The 19,752-nt window shown below is 49.2% G+C and carries 17 protein-coding genes; 2 read left to right on the top strand and 15 right to left on the bottom strand.

Annotation, left to right across the window (positions count from 1 at the left end; translation table 11 throughout):
- Positions 1–91: 91 nt before the first annotated feature.
- The 7 genes from dedD to pdxB form a co-directional block, all read right to left on the bottom strand.
- Positions 92–784: a cell division protein DedD gene (dedD, locus tag HV213_RS09160; RefSeq protein WP_110272249.1), complete on the bottom strand. Its 693-nt coding sequence runs from the start codon at positions 782–784 to the stop codon at positions 92–94.
- Positions 774–2,042 (bottom strand): bifunctional tetrahydrofolate synthase/dihydrofolate synthase, encoded by a 1,269-nt coding sequence (gene folC / locus HV213_RS09155; RefSeq protein ID WP_181485453.1) that lies wholly within the window; start codon positions 2,040–2,042, stop codon positions 774–776. Before folC ends, dedD begins: the two co-directional genes overlap by 11 nt.
- Positions 2,043–2,114: 72 nt before the next feature.
- Positions 2,115–3,029: an acetyl-CoA carboxylase, carboxyltransferase subunit beta gene (gene accD / locus HV213_RS09150; protein ID WP_110272247.1), complete on the bottom strand. Its 915-nt coding sequence runs from the start codon at positions 3,027–3,029 to the stop codon at positions 2,115–2,117.
- Between the two features lie 194 nt (positions 3,030–3,223).
- Entirely contained in the window at positions 3,224–3,883 is a 660-nt protein-coding gene (locus HV213_RS09145; protein WP_110272246.1) for a DedA family protein, read from the bottom strand.
- A gap of 27 nt (positions 3,884–3,910) precedes the next feature.
- A complete protein-coding gene (gene truA, locus HV213_RS09140) occupies positions 3,911–4,723 on the bottom strand; it encodes a tRNA pseudouridine(38-40) synthase TruA (RefSeq protein WP_110272245.1) in 813 nt (270 codons plus the stop codon).
- The gene (locus tag HV213_RS09135) at positions 4,723–5,736 is read right to left on the bottom strand and encodes an aspartate-semialdehyde dehydrogenase (RefSeq protein WP_181485452.1); all 1,014 of its coding nucleotides are present in this window, start codon (positions 5,734–5,736) and stop codon (positions 4,723–4,725) included. Before HV213_RS09135 ends, truA begins: the two co-directional genes overlap by 1 nt.
- Before the next feature lie 62 nt (positions 5,737–5,798).
- Complete coding sequence (gene pdxB, locus HV213_RS09130; RefSeq protein WP_181485451.1) at positions 5,799–6,935, bottom strand: 4-phosphoerythronate dehydrogenase PdxB; 1,137 nt, start codon at positions 6,933–6,935, stop codon at positions 5,799–5,801.
- 99 nt (positions 6,936–7,034) lie between these two features.
- Between pdxB and flk the strand changes: the two genes are divergently transcribed.
- Entirely contained in the window at positions 7,035–7,994 is a 960-nt protein-coding gene (flk, locus tag HV213_RS09125; RefSeq protein ID WP_181485450.1) for a flagella biosynthesis regulator Flk, read from the top strand.
- Between the two features lie 46 nt (positions 7,995–8,040).
- Here flk and HV213_RS09120 read toward each other — a convergent pair whose 3' ends face one another.
- Together HV213_RS09120 and fabB are read right to left on the bottom strand one after the other, a co-directional pair.
- Entirely contained in the window at positions 8,041–9,216 is a 1,176-nt protein-coding gene (locus HV213_RS09120; protein WP_181485449.1) for an MFS transporter, read from the bottom strand.
- Positions 9,217–9,423: 207 nt separating this feature from the next.
- Complete coding sequence (fabB, locus tag HV213_RS09115; protein ID WP_181485448.1) at positions 9,424–10,644, bottom strand: beta-ketoacyl-ACP synthase I; 1,221 nt, start codon at positions 10,642–10,644, stop codon at positions 9,424–9,426.
- Positions 10,645–10,802: 158 nt separating this feature from the next.
- Here fabB and mnmC point away from each other — a divergent pair, with 158 nt between their 5' ends.
- On the top strand, positions 10,803–12,797 hold the full coding sequence (gene mnmC, locus HV213_RS09110) for a bifunctional tRNA (5-methylaminomethyl-2-thiouridine)(34)-methyltransferase MnmC2/FAD-dependent 5-carboxymethylaminomethyl-2-thiouridine(34) oxidoreductase MnmC1 (protein WP_181485447.1): 1,995 nt from the start codon (positions 10,803–10,805) through the stop codon (positions 12,795–12,797).
- Positions 12,798–12,841: 44 nt separating this feature from the next.
- Here mnmC and HV213_RS09105 read toward each other — a convergent pair whose 3' ends face one another.
- The 6 genes from HV213_RS09105 to tadF all read right to left on the bottom strand — a co-directional run bounded on the left by HV213_RS09105 (position 12,842) and on the right by tadF (position 19,733).
- Entirely contained in the window at positions 12,842–15,268 is a 2,427-nt protein-coding gene (locus HV213_RS09105; RefSeq protein ID WP_181485446.1) for a sulfatase-like hydrolase/transferase, read from the bottom strand.
- 217 nt (positions 15,269–15,485) lie between these two features.
- On the bottom strand, positions 15,486–15,845 hold the full coding sequence (locus HV213_RS09100; protein WP_181485445.1) for a hypothetical protein: 360 nt from the start codon (positions 15,843–15,845) through the stop codon (positions 15,486–15,488).
- Between the two features lie 45 nt (positions 15,846–15,890).
- Positions 15,891–16,424, bottom strand: a complete 534-nt coding sequence (locus tag HV213_RS09095; protein WP_181485444.1) for a GTP-binding protein — start codon at positions 16,422–16,424, stop codon at positions 15,891–15,893.
- A gap of 269 nt (positions 16,425–16,693) precedes the next feature.
- Positions 16,694–17,362 (bottom strand): lytic transglycosylase domain-containing protein, encoded by a 669-nt coding sequence (locus HV213_RS09090; protein ID WP_181485443.1) that lies wholly within the window; start codon positions 17,360–17,362, stop codon positions 16,694–16,696.
- Positions 17,363–17,386: 24 nt separating this feature from the next.
- The gene (locus tag HV213_RS09085; protein ID WP_181485442.1) at positions 17,387–19,102 is read right to left on the bottom strand and encodes a pilus assembly protein; all 1,716 of its coding nucleotides are present in this window, start codon (positions 19,100–19,102) and stop codon (positions 17,387–17,389) included.
- Between the two features lie 28 nt (positions 19,103–19,130).
- Positions 19,131–19,733, bottom strand: a complete 603-nt coding sequence (gene tadF / locus HV213_RS09080; protein WP_181485441.1) for a tight adherence pilus pseudopilin TadF — start codon at positions 19,731–19,733, stop codon at positions 19,131–19,133.
- Positions 19,734–19,752 lie beyond the last annotated feature (19 nt).

The following is a 19,752-nucleotide window of genomic DNA, read 5'->3' as shown; positions in this document are numbered from 1 at the left end:
TCAACGCCATACTGCCTTTCGCCTCTTCAGGGCGCGTCAGACAGGGGTTTCCGTGCTCTGGCCCTACCTTTCTTTATTAAAAAAGAGAGGGTTAGTTCGGGCTAAAGCCCATGACTACACCGCTAAGTCCGGACAGCTTGTTCAGCTCGCCAAGTTGCCCCTTCAGCTTATCTTTCGAAGCATCCGGGCCGACCAGAATACGGGTGATTTTACCCTGCACCGGCGTCGAAGGCGACGTATAAACTTTGAAGCCAGCGGCGCGCAGCTTACCGACGATCTCGTTGACCTTATCGGCGTTCTTCAGCGCGCCTAACTGCACAACATAGGCTTTCCCGGTCGGGGCCGGAATTTCAGCCTGCTGTTGCGGTTTCGGCGCAGGTGTCTGCACCGCGACCTGCTGCGGTGGCTGAGGTTGCGGCTTCTCCACCGGCTTCGGTTGAGGTTTAGGCTGCGGCTGTGGTTTTGGCGCGACAACCGGCTCCTGCACCACATCAAAACTGTTATTGTTCACCGGGATCCGCGAAGGATCGAGCGACGGTGCCGCGGCATCCCCAGCTCTCACCTCTTCGGCGGCCCCTTCCGGAGGCTGCGAAGGCAGCGTCTGAGTCGCTGCTGGTAGCATATCTGGCTCATCGCGATCGCCTGGTTTTGGTACCAGTGGGATTGCGGCAAACTCATCCTGATAATGTTTTTTCTGACCATCAAGCAGCCCTGGCAGGATAATAACCCCCAGAGCCACCAGTACGATCGTCCCGACTAAACGGTTCTGAAACTTACTCGCCACCGATTCTCCCCGCGTCTATCTCTTCCATTACATGCGCCACCGTGTGGAATGAACCACACACCAGCACCGTATCCTGTGGTCTGGCATCTGCCATCGCAGCGTACCAGGCCTGCGCAACGCTGGTATAGACTTTGCCTGCGCGTAAATGTTCCAGCAGTTGCTCTGCCGTCGCGCCGCGCGGCCCTTCCAGCGGCGCACAGTACCAATCGTCAACTTCCGCCTTCAGGTTTTCCAGCGTACCGGCGATGTCCTTATCATGCAGCATACCAATAACCGCCAGCACGCGCCCCGTTTTCGGTAAGGTTTTGAGACGCCCGGCGAGATACGCCGCCGCATGCGGATTATGAGCAACATCAAGGATGACTCGCGGGGTGTCGCTAATTATCTGAAAACGCCCCGGCAGTATCGCCTTTTGAATACCGTCGCGAATCGCCTGCTCGTCAACCTTGAGCTTGCTGGCACGCAGGGCAGCGAGAGCAGTTGCGGCATTCGGCATGGGTACCTGTGGCAGCGGCAGGTCGGTGAGTGCGCCGTTTTCATCACTGAAAGACCAGCTCTGCTCACCGGCCCCATAGCCCCAGTCAACGTCGCGGCGCAGGAGTTGCGCGCCCTTTTCGCTCGCAACTTCGGCTATGGTCTGTGGCATATCGGGTTCGCCGACGATAGCCGGTTTGCCACCGCGAAAAATACCGGCCTTCTCGCGGCCGATGCTTTCGCGATCCGGTCCCAGCCAGTCCGTATGGTCAAGCGCAATACTGGTGACCACCGCCACGTCGGCATCAACAATATTGGTTGCATCCAGGCGACCGCCGAGGCCCACTTCAAGAATAACGACATCCAGTTGCGCCTGCTGAAACAGCCACAGCGCGGAAAGCGTACCGAATTCAAAATAACTCAGAGAAATCTCGCCGCGCGCCGCTTCGATTTCAGCAAACGAGGTCGTATGGGCGAGCTCCGACAGCTCTTCGCCCTGCACGCGCACCCGCTCGGTATAGCGCACCAGATGCGGCGAACTATAAACACCCACTTTGAAGCCCGCCGCCATCAGTACCGATTCCAGGGTACGGCAGGTCGTTCCTTTGCCGTTGGTTCCCGCCACCGTGAACACAAACGGCGCAGGTTTTAATACCGCCATCCGCGCAGCCACCTCGCTGACGCGCGCCAGTCCCAGGTCGATTGTTTTGCTGTGCAGATGTTCCAGATAAGAAAGCCACGTAGCCAGGGGCGACGCGGCCTGAGGAATAGGTTGTTTTTCCATGATGTCCGGCAAGAGTTAAGATAACTACGCGTATAAAAAAGGGCAGCACCGTCAGGCCTGCCCTCTGTATTATCAGGCCTCTGGTTCCTGATCCGGCTCCGGTGGCACCACCTCGCCTTCGTGAACGGGTTCCGGATTTGGCGCCGGAAGGTTCATTAGCTTCGCCAGAATACTGGCCAGCTTCAGACGCATTTCCGGGCGGCGTACGATCATATCGATCGCCCCTTTTTCAATCAGGAACTCACTGCGCTGGAATCCCGGCGGCAGCTTCTCACGAACGGTCTGTTCAATAACGCGGGGACCGGCAAAACCGATCAACGCTTTTGGCTCAGCGATGTTTAAATCGCCCAACATAGCAAAGCTCGCCGAGACGCCGCCCATGGTTGGGTCGGTCAGCACGGAGATATACGGCAAGCCGCGCTCCTGCATTTTCGCCAGCGCAGCGGAGGTTTTCGCCATCTGCATCAGCGACATCAGCGCTTCTTGCATACGCGCGCCGCCGGATGCGGAGAAACAAATCAGCGGGCAGTTATCTTCCAGTGCCTGTTCAACCGCACGGACAAAGCGCGCGCCGACGACAGAGCCCATTGAACCGCCCATAAAGGAGAATTCGAAAGCTGCGGCAACAACCGGCATTTCATGCAGGGTGCCTTTCATGACCACCAGCGCGTCTTTTTCGCCAGTCTCTTTCTGGGCTGATGCCAGACGGTCTTTATACTTTTTCGAATCGCGGAACTTCAGCACATCTTTTGGCTCGAGCTCGCTTCCCAGCTCCACGAGGGAACCTTCGTCCAGCAGGCTATGCAGGCGGTTACGCGCCGACATACGCATGTGGTGATCGCACTTAGGGCAAACCTCCAGGTTGCGCTCCAGCTCTGCGCGGTACAGCACCTGCCCGCAGCTGTCGCACTTGGTCCATACACCTTCAGGAATACTCGCCTTACGGGTGGGGGTTATATTGCTTTTAATTCGTTCAATCCAGCTCATTGATAACCTTTCTACCTGAACCTGGTCGATGCCAGTTTTGTCGCAAGGGGCGCATAATGCCATTTTTGCCCCTTACAGACCATGAATGTTGCACATTAAATCATAACATCCCGTAACATGGGATAAAAAAGTGGTCGAACCGCTCACACTTCACTCTTCGGACGGCGGCATACCGCCCGAAGATAACCGCAACGTTATTTCGCCTGTTTCGCCGCAGCACGCTTGTGACGAATGATTTCAATCACCCCAGGCAGCACGGAAAGCACGATAATCGCCACGATCAGCAGCTTAAGATTTTCCTGCACGATCGGCAAATCGCCAAACAGATAACCCGCGTAGGTGAACAGCAGTACCCACAGCAGCGCGCCAACCACGTTATACATCGCAAAATGACGATAGGACATATGTCCCATTCCCGCCACAAACGGCGCAAAGGTTCTGACGATCGGGACAAAACGCGCAAGGATTATGGTCTTGCCGCCGTGGCGAGCGTAGAAGCCATGGGTTTTATCCAGGTAGCTGCGGCGGAAAATTTTTGAATTGGGATTACTGAATAACTTTTCACCAAACAGCCGCCCGATGGTGTAGTTCAGCGCATCGCCGATAATCGCGGCAACCACCATCAGCGCCACCATCAAGTGCACATTGAGATCGTTAGTCGGCAGCGCCGACAAAGCACCCGCAACAAACAGCAGAGAGTCACCTGGCAGGAACGGCGTGACAACCAGACCGGTTTCACAGAACAAAATCAAAAACAGAATCGCGTATACCCAGATGCCGTATTGCGCGACCAGCTCAGCCAGGTGCACATCAATGTGTAAAATAAAATCAATTAAAAAACGAATCAGATCCATAATTTGCGTTAGCCCTTAATAACCAGGTTAGTCCGCCAGAAACAGCGGGCCCATCGGCATTACCGGCAGGTCGTAACGGGCCGGATAATCCACCGACACCAGATACAATCCTTCCGCTTTTGCCGTTGCGGCGGCCAGAGTCCTGTCTTTTGCCGCCAGAAGTTCTGCAATCCAGCTCTCTGGCTGGTTACCGGCACCTACTTCCATCAGACTGCCTACAATATTCCTTACCATATGATGTACAAAGGCATTCGCTTTGATATCCACCACCACATATGCACCATAACGGGTGACGTTAATATGCATCACGTTACGCCACGGGGTGCGCGACTGGCACTGTACCGCACGAAACGAGGTGAAATCATTTTCCCCCAGCAGACACTGGGCCGCGCGCTGCATCCGCTCAGCATCCAGGGGATGGTAATAGTGAGTCACGCCGCGACCTAATACCGCCGGTCGCAGGCGATGATTATAGATGACGTAGCGATAGCGGCGCGCCGTGGCGCTGAACCGGGCATGAAAGTCCGGTGGAACTTGCTTCACCCAACGTACTGCTATATCGCCAGGTAAATTCGCATTTACGCCCAGCGTCCATGCCACATCTTTACGCAACGCACGGGTTTCAAAATGCACCACCTGACCGGTACCATGAACTCCGGCATCGGTACGACCAGCACATAAGACGCTCACCGGTTCATTAGCAACCTGCGAAAGCGCCTTTTCCAGTTTTTCCTGCACGCTGCGAACTTCATTCTGCCGCTGCCAACCGTAGTATTTGCTACCGTCATACTCAATGCCCAGCGCAATTCTATAGACCGGCGGCTGCTCCATCTCAGACATTAGTACAAATACTCCTGGACCAGTTTCTCAGCGATTTTCACCGCCATCAGCGCGCCGCCAAAACGGACATTATCGGCCACTGACCAGAACTGCACCTGCTCCGGCATACCATAATCATTATGCACGCAGCCGATGGAAAGGCGCGCGGTGCCGGAGGCATCTCCGACCTGAGTTGGGAACTCTCCCTCTTCGGACAGCTCAATATCTTCACCACGGGCAAAGGCATCACGCGCTTCTTCCGCCGACAGCGGGCGCTGCGCTTCAAAGCCGACCATTTGCGCATGACCGTAGAATACCGGGGACTGCACCACGCTTGCGGAGATCATCAGGCCGTCATCTTGCAAAATCTTGCGGACTTCATCGACGATACGACGCTCTTCGCGCACGCTACCTTCACGATCGGGCAATAGCGGCAGCATGTTGAACGCCAGCTGGCGGCCAAAGAAATCGTCCTCATCAACCGGAATGCCGTTAAGCAATTTAGCGCTCTGTCCCGCCAGCGCATCGACCGCTTTTTTACCGTGAGCGGAAGCAGACAGCAGATTGGTCACGCTAATACGCGACAGGCCACCCTGATCGATCAGCGGTTTTAACGCTGCAAGCAGCTGGCTGGTCAGGCTATTCGGTACCGCAATAACGTTGCGATTACGGTAATCCGTCAGCACGAACGGGTTCACATCCGGCACCACCAGCGGCACGTCCGGTTCAAGCGCAAACAGACCACTTAAATCAATCACCAGACAACCCGCGTTAGTGGCGTCTTCGATATACGCGGCGCTCGCTTCTGCACCGGCGGCAAAAAAGGCCAGTTGGGCCTGAGTCCAGTCGAATTCAGCAGCATCCTGAACGATAACCGACTTACCCGAAAAACGCAGATGCTCACCGGCGCTTTCATTACGCGCCAGCGCATAAATATCCCCCACCGGGAACTGACGATCGGCAAGGGTTTCGAACAGGGCTTCGCCTACGGCGCCCGTTGCGCCCAGTACGGCAATATTCCAGCCTTCAGACATGGTGGTGTACTCCAGAAAAAAGCGGCCCTGCCGGATTATCCAGCAGGAGCATTAAGAAGATATTAACGGATGGGATGATGCATGGCATTAAAGCCTAACTGACGCAACAGCGTCGCCGCCGGTTCGTCGCTGCACTGAACATACAACGAAGACCATTCACGGCGTTCCTGATAGTTTTTGCGCAGCTTGTCGAACTCGCCAGCAACCCCGGCGACTTTTCGCAGCGGCGCATCATCGCGGCGCACATCATACACCAAATGCGCCAGTCGTTTTAGCGTTGCCTGATCGAGCGGCCCATGCAAAGTGATGCGACCAAACTCAGGCGCGGGCAACAAAGTGTCCAGAGCCACCTGCTGCGGATGACCGATAAACGCGCTGTAAGCCTCAAAAACCTGCGTCGTACCGCGCGCTTTGCCTTCAAGGGTATAGCCCGCAATATGCGCGGTGCCAATATCAACCCACTTAAGCAATTCGGTATTGAGATCGGGCTCAGGCTCCCAGACATCAAGCACCACGCTTAGTGCCTGATTGTCCTGCAAACGCCTGAGCAGCGCGGCGTTATCAACCACCGGCCCACGGCAGGCGTTAATTAAAATCGCCCCCGGCTTAAGGCGGCTAATCATCGTCTCATCCGCCAGGTGCAGCGTTTTATACGGCCCTTCTTTATAGAGCGGCGTATGGAAAGTCAGAACATCAGCTTCCTGCACCAGTTCATCAAGAGTGCGGAAATCGCCTTCATCACCGCGATCGGCGCGCGGAGGATCGCAGAGCAGGGTTTTGATCCCCAGCGCCTCAAGGCGTTTTTGCAGACGCCCGCCGACGTTGCCTACCCCCACGATCCCAACCGTGCGATCGGTCAGCGCAAAACCATCACGTTCAGCCAGCATTAACAGCGCCGAAAACACATATTCTACTACCGCGATGGCATTGCAGCCTGGTGCTGCGGAAAAACCAATCCCCGCCTGCTGGAGCCACGCCTGATCGACATGATCGGTACCCGCAGTCGCGGTGCCGACAAATTTGATAGTCTTGCCGGAGAGCAGCGTTTCGTTAACTTTGGTGACCGAGCGAACCATCAGCGCATCGGCGTCATTCAGCGCTTCAGTTGGAACAGGACGACCAGCAACGGCCTTCACTTCCCCCAGGCGACTAAAAAGCTCACGCGCATAGGGCATATTTTCATCAACGAGGATTTTCACGATTCAGTACCTGTCTGAGAGCGAGAGTAAACCGGGGAAGTGTGCCATAATCTCGCCGCCAGGAACATCATCCCCCGGCCTTATGTAGAAGGATTAGTCATGACACAACCCGTTTCAGGTATGTCCGATCGCCCTCCGGGGACAGGCGAACCTCCGCTTACCACGCAGCAGCGTACCGTACTTGAGCGGCTGATTACGCGTCTGGTGGCGTTAACATCGCAGCAGAATGCCGAGGTGTGGGCCTGCGTCAAACACGATCTGAGCCTGAAAAACGACGCGCCGCTGCTGGCGAGCCATTTTGAGGCCGCCGAGCACAGCCTGAGTGAGCGCTTAATCCTCGCACAACAAAATCATCACCGTCGGCAAATTCTGGCGCAGTTAACCGAGCTTTTGAATCAGGGAAATAATCGCCAGGCGGTCAGCGATTACATCCGCCAGCATGATGGACAGACGGCACTGCATGCATTGACCCTCCCGCAGTTGGAAAATGTCCTGCAATTACTGCAAAGCGGTCAGTTGTCGATCCCTCAGCCACTGCAGCGTCCGCCAACGCGGCGTCCACTGCTGCCAGCAGAGCACAATACGCTGAATCAACAGGTGACAAAACTTGCCGCTGCCACCGGCGAATCCAGCAAGCTTATCTGGCAATCCATGCTGGAACTTAGCGGCGTGAAAACCGGTGAACTGATCCCGGCCACCCACTTTACCCCGCTCTCATATTGGCTCCATGCGCGGCAAACGCTTAGCTCGCAGGCAGCACCGACGCTCACATCGCTAAAAGCTGCGCTGAAACAACCGCTTGAGGCTCAGGAGTGGCAGAGAGTGATCAGTTTTGCGCAAACCAACTGGCATGCGAATGCGCAAACGCCTCTGAGCGCTGCGCAGTTGCTAACGCTGCTCAATAAAATTTTTGTACTGCGGGTCGCCAGAGCCCAGGAGACGCTAGTCATCCCGCCGGTTCAGGCTCCCCCCTCTTCACTCAGGCTAGCGTGCAAAAAACCGTGGGTCATCACGCTGACGTTAATCGTGGTGTTTGGCTTGCTGTGGTTGATGATTTAGGAAAGAACAGAATCGACCCTCGCACACCGAGGGCCGAAGCATGAATCTATTTACGCAATGAAATCAGAGTGACCACAATCCCCAGCACTGCGCATATCGCTGCGGCGAGGAAAACAGAAGAGTAGCCCAGAGACGTTGCCAATAGTCCAGTAAGCGGGCCAGTGACGCCGTAAGAGATATCCTGAAATGCAGCATAGCCGCCCAGCGCCGTTCCTCTCACCTGCGGCGGTACGCGTTTCACCACCTCCACACCCAGGGCCGGGAATATAAGCGAACAGCCGCAGCCAGTCAGCGCCGCTCCCGCCAGGGCTACCCAGGCATTTGGCGCCTGCCAAAGCAGAGCCAGGCCTATTGCCTCAATCAATAGCGAGACAATAGCGACCTTCACGCCGCCAAAACGATCCGGCATCCAGCCGAACAAAATACGCATCAATACGAAAGCGCCGCCGAATGCGGTCAGCGTAAAACCAGCCATTGCCCAGCCGTGGCTGGCGAAATACAAGGAGACGAACGTGCCAATCACCGCGAAGCCGACGCCCTGTAATCCAAGGCCGATACCGGGGCGCCAGATCATCCCTACAACGCTCCATAGCGACGGGCGCTCACCGCCGTGAGCAGGTATTTTACGTACCGTGCCATTAATTGCCCAGGCGACTAACGGCAGCGCCATGGTGACGCAGGCCAGCACCGCTACGCCATAATGACTGTAGATCAGCAGCCCCAGCGGAGCCCCGGCCGCCAGCGAGCCGTATATCGCCATGCCGTTCCATGACATCACTTTTCCTGAACGTGCAGGGCCAACCAGCCCCATCCCCCAGCTCAGATTACCGGTAAGCAGTTGGCTTTCACCAAAGCCGAGGATCAAACGCCCAAGTACCAGCAGGCCAAACTTCGCCATAACGGATACCGGCAGCAGCGCAGCGCATAGCCAGGCACCGCCTGCCAGCGCGCAGGCCAGCATGCCCTGAAGTACAGAGCGCTTTGCACCATACTGATCCGCCAGGCGACCGGCATAGCCGCGTGTTAGCACGGTAGCAAGGAACTGGATACCAACGGCGACGCCAACCATGGTGTTACCAAAACCCAGTTCCTGATGAACGAACAGCGGGATCACTGGCAGCGGCAGACCCACGGTCATGTAGGTAAGAAAAACGGCGAAAGTAATCCGAAACAGCGATCCATTCGCTGAAGAGGTGTTTTTTGTTTCAGTCACTGCGGACATGCTTTACTCCAGTTCGCAGAGTAAGGCGAGGTGATAACCACGCCCTCTCCACCTGATTATCAGGGTTAAGGCGCGTTGGATGACGTTATACGCTTACGCATTATTGGGGAGAATAATGTTTTCGCCCGCAGTGTGCCTGCTCACGCCGGGCCCTGTCAAGAATACAAAAAGGGGAGCCGTCAGGCTCCCCTTTTCAAAGCTCGCACGTTATGCGCTGTATTTGCGCATCACCAGCGTGGCGTTAGTCCCGCCAAAGCCGAAGCTGTTGGACATAACCGTGGTCAGCGCTTGCTCAGTCGGTTTAGTCACGATGTTCAGACCCGCCGCCTGCTCGTCTAACTCGTCAATGTTGATGCTTGGCGCGATAAAACCGTGCTCCAGCATCAGCAGAGAGTAGATAGCTTCCTGCACGCCAGCCGCGCCCAGAGAGTGGCCAGTCATCGCTTTGGTCGCCGAGATTGCCGGGCTGTTGTCGCCAAACACTTCACGAATCGCACCTAATTCTTTCACATCGCCAACTGGCGTGGAAGTACCGTGCGAGTTCAGGTAGTCGATCGGGGTATCAACGCCGTGCATCGCCATCTGCATGCAGCGCACCGCACCTTCGCCAGACGGAGCTACCATGTCAGCGCCATCGGACGTTGCACCATAGCCGACGATTTCCGCATAGATGTGCGCACCGCGTGCCAGAGCGTGTTCCAGCTCTTCAACCACAACCATACCGCCGCCGCCTGCAATAACAAAACCATCGCGGTTGGCATCATAGGTACGGGAAGCCAGGTCAGGCGTTTCGTTGTATTTGGTGGACAGCGCGCCCATCGCGTCGAACTCACAGGCCATTTCCCAGCACAGCTCTTCGCCGCCGCCAGCAAAAACGATATCCTGTTTGCCCAACTGAATTTGTTCAACAGCATTACCGATACAGTGCGCAGAAGTGGCGCAAGCGGAACTGATGGAGTAGTTCACACCGTGAATTTTGAACGGAGTTGCGAGGCAAGCGGAAACGCCGGAAGCCATCGCTTTAGTCACTACATATGGGCCTACGGCTTTCAGACCGCGCGGGCTGCGCATGGCGTCTGCACCAAAGACCTGGAATTTCGGGGAGCCGCCGCCGGAACCTGCAATCAGGCCAACGCGCGGGTTGCTCTGGTAAGCTTCTGGTGCCAGACCTGCGTCGGCAACCGCCTGCTCCATAGACAGATAAGCATAGATTGATGCGTCGCTCATAAAGCGCACTACTTTACGGTCAATGAGCCCAGTAGTATCCAGTTTTACGTTGCCCCAAACGTGGCTACGCATACCGGAATCCTTCAGCTCCTGAGAGAAAGTGATCCCTGAACGTCCTTCACGCAGAGATGCCAGGACTTCCTGCTGGTTGTTACCGATGCTGGAAACGATGCCCAAGCCAGTAATCACTGCACGTTTCATTCAATACCTCTGTAAGTCGCACTATTTTAAGTTTCGAGTCGCACAATAGCGTACACTTGTACGCCGAACAAGTCCGATCAGCCAAATTGTGTATAAATTTGCGCCCTCAGGCACACATCGTTAAGATCGTTCTACGCCTTGTGATTCGAGTAACTTACGTGAAACAAAACGCCATACAACCCGCCAACCTGGAATTCAATGCTGAGGGTACACCTGTTTCCCGAGATTTCGACGATGTCTACTTTTCCAATGATAATGGCCTGGAAGAGACTCGCTACGTTTTCCTCGGCGGTAACCAGCTTAACGAACGTTTCCCCATTCATCCGCGCCCATTATTTATCGTTGCTGAAAGTGGGTTCGGCACCGGGCTAAACTTTCTCACGCTATGGCAGGCGTTTGACGTTTTTCACCGCGATAATCCAGAAGCTACCCTGCAAAGATTACATTTCATCAGTTTCGAAAAATTTCCGCTGAAGGCCGACGATCTTTCTCTGGCGCACCAGCACTGGCCGGAGCTTACGCCATGGGCTGAACAGCTACAGGCTCAGTGGCCGCAACCGTTAGCGGGCTGCCATCGTCTGCTACTGGATGACGGACGTGTAACGCTGGATTTGTGGTTTGGCGATATCAATGAACTCACTAACGAGCTTGATGATTCGCTTAATCAACAGGTGGATGCCTGGTTTCTCGATGGCTTTGCGCCTGCAAAAAACCCGGATATGTGGACGCCGGAACTCTTTTCAGCGATGGCCCGACTGGCAAGACCCGGCGGAACTCTGGCTACCTTCACCTCAGCCGGTTTTGTTCGTCGCGGGCTGCAAGAAGCTGGTTTCAGCATGCAGAAACGCAAAGGTTTTGGTCGCAAACGCGAAATGCTTGTCGGCGAAATGAAGCAAACGCTCGACTTCGCCTCGCGCACTCCGTGGTTTGCCCGTAGCGGAACGGAGCAGCGCGATGTGGCGATTATCGGCGGCGGCATCGCCAGCGCCCTGCTCTCTCTGGCGCTGCTGCGTCGTGGCTGGCAGGTGACGTTATATTGCGCCGACAGCGCCCCCGCAGAAGGCGCATCCGGCAATCGTCAGGGGGCTCTTTACCCTCTATTGAGTCAACATGATCCGGCCCTCGCCCGATTTTTCCCGGCGGCATTTACCTTTGCACGTCGCCTCTACGACACTCTTCCAGTGCAGTTTGACCACGATTGGTGCGGCGTTACGCAGCTAGCCTGGAATGAAAAAAGCGCGCAGAAAATCGCCCAGATGCTTGAACTCAATCTGCCGCCGGAAATCGCCGTTGCCGTTAACGCCCAAACCGTTGCACAAACCTGCGGTGTCGACACCGACTGCGGGGGAATAACCTACCCTGCCGGCGGCTGGCTCTGTCCACAGCAGCTAACTGCCGAACTGTTCGCCCTAGCGTCTACTCGCGGGTTACATGTTCACTACGATTATCCTGTTGAGACTATCAGCGCTGATAATGACGGCTGGCAATTAAATCAGTGGCAGTACCATGAGGTCGCGGTACTGGCTAATGGTTATCAGGTAACTGACTTCAGTCAGACCACACACCTTCCTATGTATCCAGTTGCTGGTCAGGTCAGCCATATTCCCACCACGCCAGGACTATCACAGCTACGCCAGGTCCTGTGTTATGACGGTTATTTGACCCCGCAAAACCCAAACAATCAACAGCACTGCATTGGTGCCAGCTATCATCGTGGGCAAACGGATACCGCGTTTAGCGCTGCAGATCAGCAGCAAAATCGCCAACGCCTGATTGACTGCTTGCCGCAGATTAAGTGGGTGCAGGAGGTGGATGTCAGCGCCAATAAAGCGCGCAGCGGCGTGCGCTGTGCAACACGCGATCATTTGCCGATGGCAGGCAATGTGCCCGACTATAATCGCACATTAAGCGAATACGCCTCGCTGGCCGAACGCCAGGAACGGGCCATAGAAGCCCCAATTTATCGCAATCTGTATTTGCTTGGCGCGCTCGGTTCGCGCGGATTATGCTCCGCTCCGCTGATGGCCGAAATTCTGGCGGCGCAAATGAGCAACGAGCCGTTACCGATGGACAGAGAAACTCTGGCAGCGCTGAATCCGAATCGTTTGTGGGTAAGAAAGCTATTAAAAGGCAGGGTCGTTACAAGCCACTAATTTATAGTTAAACCGGGTCAGAGCCGACCCGGTACAGATTGCTATTAGTTGAGCATAACACCCAGCGCAATGGTTTTGTCAGGAGTGGCAAACTTCTGATACAAAACTTCATACCGCTCATTTAGTAAAGCGATGAAAGGGGCACCAATCGATGCCTTATCAAGACCCGTAAGCGCTACATTAACCGGAAGATTAGAAAATCCGTTTCGGCAGCTTTCATCAACATTCCCAACTATGGCATAAAAAATAGGTGTCAGTGTCGGATCCAACTGCTTGTTTTTTAGCAATACTGAGATATCGACAGGTCCTTTAGATTTATCACAAACATCCAATTTAGCAATAACATCAACACGATATTTAATTCCAAACTTCTCGTCAAACCAATAGCTTAGACGCGTCAGAAAAAGCCCAGACTCTTCCATTTCGATTTCTGCAACTTTTGAATGTTTGACTAACGCACTAGCTCCTGTCGACTGCATACCCAGGAATGGGAATTTAGACAGTTTAGGAAGTTTCAAAGAAAATCGTTCCCAATCGACCAAATTGGCATCTCGAAGCTTTTGACGCAAGCTATTGGCTCGTGAAATTGATGTCCCGTGGGGAGTAGCACTCAAAACGTTAAATGTTGCGTCAGACTGTGCAATCACGCCAGTTATAGATGTTTCAGATGCAAGCGAGCCGTTGAAAAAACAGTACTCATTAGCATTTCGAGAAAACTCAGGATGTAAAGTCGAGAGTTGCTGACAGCGATCCACCCATAAAAAAAGCTCGCTATTACTTAGCGTATTAACAAGATAATATGCCAAAAGAAAGCGATTATCGCCAGACATAGAATCGCTGCCGTAGAATACCTCTTGAATAACGCCTTGCGGAGTATAGCGTATCAGAGAGGGATACTTTAATACTTTATCTCCTATTTTTAAATCTTGAGTTAAAGGGTCAATAGATACCCGTCCAGTTAACCGTGGATACCCCCAAAAAGCCATATCAATTACAGTGCGCCAGGAAAGTAGTTTTTGGTTTAAATATTCACTAAGGGTAAAAGCTTCCTTTAATGTTGTCAGTTCGCCATTTAAATTACGTCCCAATCCAAAGGGCTGAGAACCATAGCCAAGAAAACTCAATACAGTCGGTGCTATATCTAATGTTGTGCCAACGCGTTCATTTTCCCCTGCTCTGATACCTGCGCCAGTGAGCATAAATAAATTATGGCGGTCTTTTTTTTCAAGAGTATCAGTTAAATTAACTGAAGGGGGTGCAAGATGATCAGATGCAAACACTACAAGTGTATTTTCAAGAACACCATCACTTTTTAACTTAGCATAAAGTTTACCAACTAAATAATCGGTACAATGAATAGCATTTAGCAACTTATGCTTTCCATCACCATATTTTATGTGTTCGCAACTACGCGATACATGTCCGTCAGGTTGGTGCGTGCCAATATTACTTGAAAAAAGCCCCCAAGGCTTATTTTTCCTGTTTAAACCAGCAACATGTTTATCTAAAAGAGAGTAAAAGGTATCGTCAAATAGCCCCCAACTATTTGTATACTTCTCATCCCCCCCCTCTCTCAACAATTCCACCTTACCAGCAACATTGACAAAACCGTGGTTCCGGTAAAAAAGTCTCTCACCAGCAAAATTCGTATCAGCTGCCCCCATAAATTCCAGGTGATAGCCCTTTGACTTTAGAATATCGCCAAGGCAAATCGCATTAGGCATAAAATTTTTCATATGAAAATCATTATTAGTAAAAATAGATAATAATGGTAAACCACATTGACTAGAAACCATTCCAGCAATTGTCCAACTGGCTCCGATTGTTTGTCCTATATTTGTGTAAGCAACACTCTCTTTTTTTATTTTTTGCAGTTCAGGGAGTAAGCCTGGGAACAATGTTTCCTCCATATAAGTTCCCTCCAGACCCTCCAGATAAAAATAAAGAATATTTTTCTTATCTATCACGTCGTCATACACATTTGGTTGAATAAAATAAGAGGAAAAGTCGTTAACTCCCTGAGAGGAATAAAAATATGATAATAAATTTAATGATGCAGGATTACAAAAATAAGCAGTCAATGATATAACAAAACCAAGAAAAACATTTTTGATGTTACATTTATTACTATCAATTTTACGCGATGCTCTGATAAAAAATATGATAACAGCCAGAAAAATACACTGAATAATTGAAAAAATTAATATCAGATTTTTATACTCACTGATACCAGCACCTTCCACACCAAAACGGAGATGATAGAAAAAAGAATCATCAAAACCAATCCCTGTAAACCAATTCGCTACCAGATAACATCCTGTAAGCAGACTAAAGGCTATTGTTAAAATAATAGCAGCAACTGCAATCATGTTATCATATATATTCCTCCTGGGTATTTTAAAGAAAAAATAATACGATGAAATATATAACACCATCGCAACAAAAGACATTAAATTATTATTAATAAGCATGAGTGCAATTCCATTGTATACGATTTATAATTGCCATGAAAAATCAATTAAATTATTCACAAAAAAAATACCATGTATTTAGGATAAAAAATATCTATATACACTGATATCGATACTAAAAAAAAAGCACTCCGAAGAGTGCTATCAAAAAAGAGTTCAAATAAGAGGCAATACTTCAAAAATTATAACAAACCAGATAATAGAGACCTAAAAAAATTTACACAACCAACTGATGTTCTACTTCTTTGACATGATGGCGAGCTAATGCAAGATTTGCTTTTGCTTTATCAAGTACAAAATAGATAAACAAGCCAGGATTTTTATCAATTGGGCAAATAATATGATATTGCTTGCCTAACGTGATTAACATATCCTCGATTTTATCATTTAATTTGAGAGTTTCCATGGTTCTCAGTTTGGCGCGAACTACTTCTGTATTCCCCGCAGAAGCAAGCTCAAGGTCAATACCTGCGCCATCCTGGCCGAGCATCATACCGCTGTTAGAGTCAACGATAGAAGCTACGATTGCACCAGAAACACCCATCAATGAAGCTAGAGACTCATCAATATTACTCATGATAATTCCTTTAATATTAAGTTCAACAATAAGTACTAAAAAAAATTACTCAATTAACATAAAAAGTAACTTCAGTACGTCTTCCTTATTCCTTACATCCACGGAAAAAACCGGAACATTAACCCCCGAATGATTCAGGAGCTCCAGAAGCTCAGTCACTCTGGAAGAATATATTTCACTGTACTTACTTATTCCAATGATACATCGTTCAGTGAGTAGAGTTTTATGAAATCTGTTCACAAAGAAAACAAACTCTTCACTATAATCATTGCTCGATATATCAAATAGAATTACGGTACCAACAGAACCTTCATGAATTAACCCCCATAAAGATTCAAAGCGAACCTGTCCAGGAACACCATAAAGCCTTATTCGCATTGAATTATTAAGACTCAATTCGCCATAATCGATGCCCACTGTAACGGTGCTTTTTGGTATTAATTGACTATTCAATGATTCTGTATCCAGCGAGGATCGCGTCACTTCCGTACTTATAACAGAAATATCGCTCACCGTACTGATCGCAGTAGTTTTACCAGCCCCTGTGGGGCCAACAAGAAGAACTTTAAAATCATCCATAGATAATAAGACCCGACTCTAAATGTCGATAAGCATCATCTGCCATGGCAATCACTATATCAACAAATAAAAAAAACAGCCACAAAAAAAACCAAAAAAACATTAATATCTAGCAGTATAATAATCAATTCAAATATAAAATAAAGATATCATACAAAACTCAAATACAAATCAAATAAAAATCAAATAAAAAACACCTTATATAATTAAAACATATTTCGCATGTAATTACAGAAACGTAGATTATCAAATTAAATATGGACCTTCAGTTATTCACCACGTAATTGTTTAACACCTGATGAAGTCGATTTCCCACTAATCTTGTACAAGCGTCGCTTATCTAGTTCATTATTGGTCCCTTTTTGTCGCTGGGGTTGATGCATTTGAGCTTTATCATAAACCGGCTTTTTGATATTACTGCTATCGCCATTAGAAAGTACCGGTATAGGCGCAATATGTGCCAAAGTATTTTTATCTACATTGACATTCAAGATCCTCTGAACATAGCTGTTATTCTGACCACCATCGTTCAAAAAACCTCGCGTAAAATTACCACTGTAATAACAAGAAAAAGCCTTTAAGCGCGCAGTAGCATAATCAGACGTTTTAACTGCCCGATTGAAGCACTCATTATAGATAGATGCAGCTGCACGAAGGTTAGCACAAGGTTCAAAAACAGAGTCATAACTTAAACCGTAACGCGCTAAGTTATAACGATTGATTTGCGCCAATCCCATCGAAAAATTCCAGCCAGCATTTTCAAGGTAGCGTGCGGTAGCAACAGCTTCCTCCTTCGATACTGGCTGGCGCATAAGCCTCCCCCCAACTACACCGATGGCATGAGGATTAAAGGATGATTCAACGCTGACTATACGTTGCAAAACCTCAGTCGATACTTCATTGCCGCACTGTAGGATAAGTGCTGGAAAGTCACTCATTAGACACACCTATAGATTAATAAACTATAATTCGGTCTCGTCAGGATTGATATATGAGATGCTATTCTGGAACATGAGTGAGCCGATAACATTTGTTAAATCATTGAGATTAGTTGCAGTGTAAGCATTACCATTTCCAACACAACTATTAGCCCATTCAGTGGGTGAACTGTTGTTAATAAGAGAAATGTAATATATAGAAGCACTTGTTGTTGGTGTTCCCTCTGGATATTTTTTTAACCCTTCCCGGATGACACCACAAAGGTTGTAATTCGTCATCATATTCTGTCGTAGAGCAGGATAACTATCCAGACCATCAGAAACCACAAACATCATTTTTCGTTCATTCTTACCTTTTGCAAGTAAAGGAACCGCACGTAACAATCCCCATAAGCTTTCAGTACCACCTTCTGGAGTCATCGCGCTAAATTCACTAAGTACGCTTGGGTCGCTTGATAAGTCCATCAGATAGTAAGCCGGTTGAACCAGGTCTCTAATATTTTCGGACAGGTTATTACGTTCGGGAATACTATAGTAACAACCTCCGTATCCAAATGGGATATCGTCTCCCGCTCCCAGAGAAGATACATAGGTCTTGACATTTTTTTCACTAAACAAATAGTCTCCAGAAAGTGTTCCTTCAATGTCAACATTACTGGAATTTAACAGTGAATTATAGGAAGAGGCATTAAGGGTGAAACGCAAAAAATTGTTAAAATTCCTGTTAAGCTCGGCAGCATTGGCCGGGTTATGAATGTTTGACTTACTATCAGCATCACAGAGAAGGCTTCCATTTTGCTTTACACAATACCCTTGAGAAATTAACCAACTGTCCGTCTGGCGATTAGCCTTAGCAATAACATTCATATAATAGTTTCTCTGAGCTGAGTCTGTGAGTTTTATAAAGTCATCCAATGACATCCTTCCAGCTCTACCTTTTGGTTCTTTTGGTTTATTGTACCAAAAATCCCAATCTAAAGATTCAAAGTCGCTTTTCATTTTTGCTATATGAGTACAACCAACTTCTTTCCCCTGCGGACTGGAATAATTAGTTTTATCCAGACGCACAGGAACACCATACGAATACGGGACAAATCCAATCGTACTACCATTATCAAGCTCAAATATTTGCTCACCCAGCGTAGTTACAACCTTTTTCAATAATTGTTCACGAGAAAGGCCCCGCTCAGCAGAACTACTAGTCATTGAACCAGAAAAATCAACTACAAAAACATAGTCTGTAGGAATACTTCTTGTTACCGTAGTACGACGAACAGTACCGGAAAGACCATTTCCGCGCAAAGTTACATTTGAATGAAAACCTGACATGCTTCCGGTTTCTGATAATTTCAAAATCGGGTGTGTAATCTGGTCTGCATTAACCTTATAATCCACAGCAGATAATATATTTTTTTCATCAAAAATTAACTTACCATCTACTGATATTGAATTTGTATCTATTGTTTTATCGGGGAAATAATATGTCAAATATGAACCTACTTTGGCAATATTCTCTGCTCTGGCATCTGGTGTTTGATTTCTGTTATCCGCTACCGCAACCGCATAGACACTTTGGTTTAGCGCGTCAGCAAGACGAGAACGTTCAGAGTTAAACCGGGCACCATCAACAACAAGAGAATAGAACCCCATCAGAGCAGGTAACATAAGTGCGAAACTAACAGCTATTGAACCTTTATTTTTCCTAAAAAATTTTAGCAAATGTAATTTCGAACATTTCATTCAAATCACCATTAAAATCAGATAATAACTATTTGCGTGGAAGTGAAGCATTTCTGATATAAAGACTACTCAGGTTTCTATTAAAAACACCAAGTGCTCTGTTAAAATAACTAACAGACCCTGGTATACACAAAGTGATCTCATAGACCGGATACCAAAATACAGCCTCATCTTTTGTTGCGCTTGGTCTTAATCCCCATGCAGACATAGCCGCTAATCTATTCTGATCCGATCTATTCCTTGCACTATCACAGCCATTAACAGCCGGACTGGCATAAAAAAGCTCCGACGGAATCTGACGATTTTGCGTTGAACGACTGGAAAAAGAGATCATTCTAATAGCTAACTGATAATCATCAATTGAACCATCCTCTTTTTTTAAAAGGGCATCAGAAATACTTTTCAAATGTATAAGATCCGCCTGAGTAATTGTCTCCGTGCTATTATAAAAAGCAATCCGCTCACGAAAAATCATCATTAAAGAGTTATTAACTCGTTCCGCATGGCTTTTATTGATGATAGCAAAGCTCATATCCATCAAAAAACCACACATTAAAACAAAAATAAACATATATAACGCAAACTCGATAGCTGAAGACCCATCTTCAGACCTGTTGTTTTTCCATAACATTAACTAGGCTCCACAGGAT

The organism is Klebsiella sp. RHBSTW-00484, from assembly GCF_013705725.1.
GTDB lineage: Bacteria > Pseudomonadota > Gammaproteobacteria > Enterobacterales > Enterobacteriaceae > Klebsiella.
Note: the sequence above shows the minus strand (reverse complement) of the source record. Positions and strands in the feature narration are given on the sequence as shown.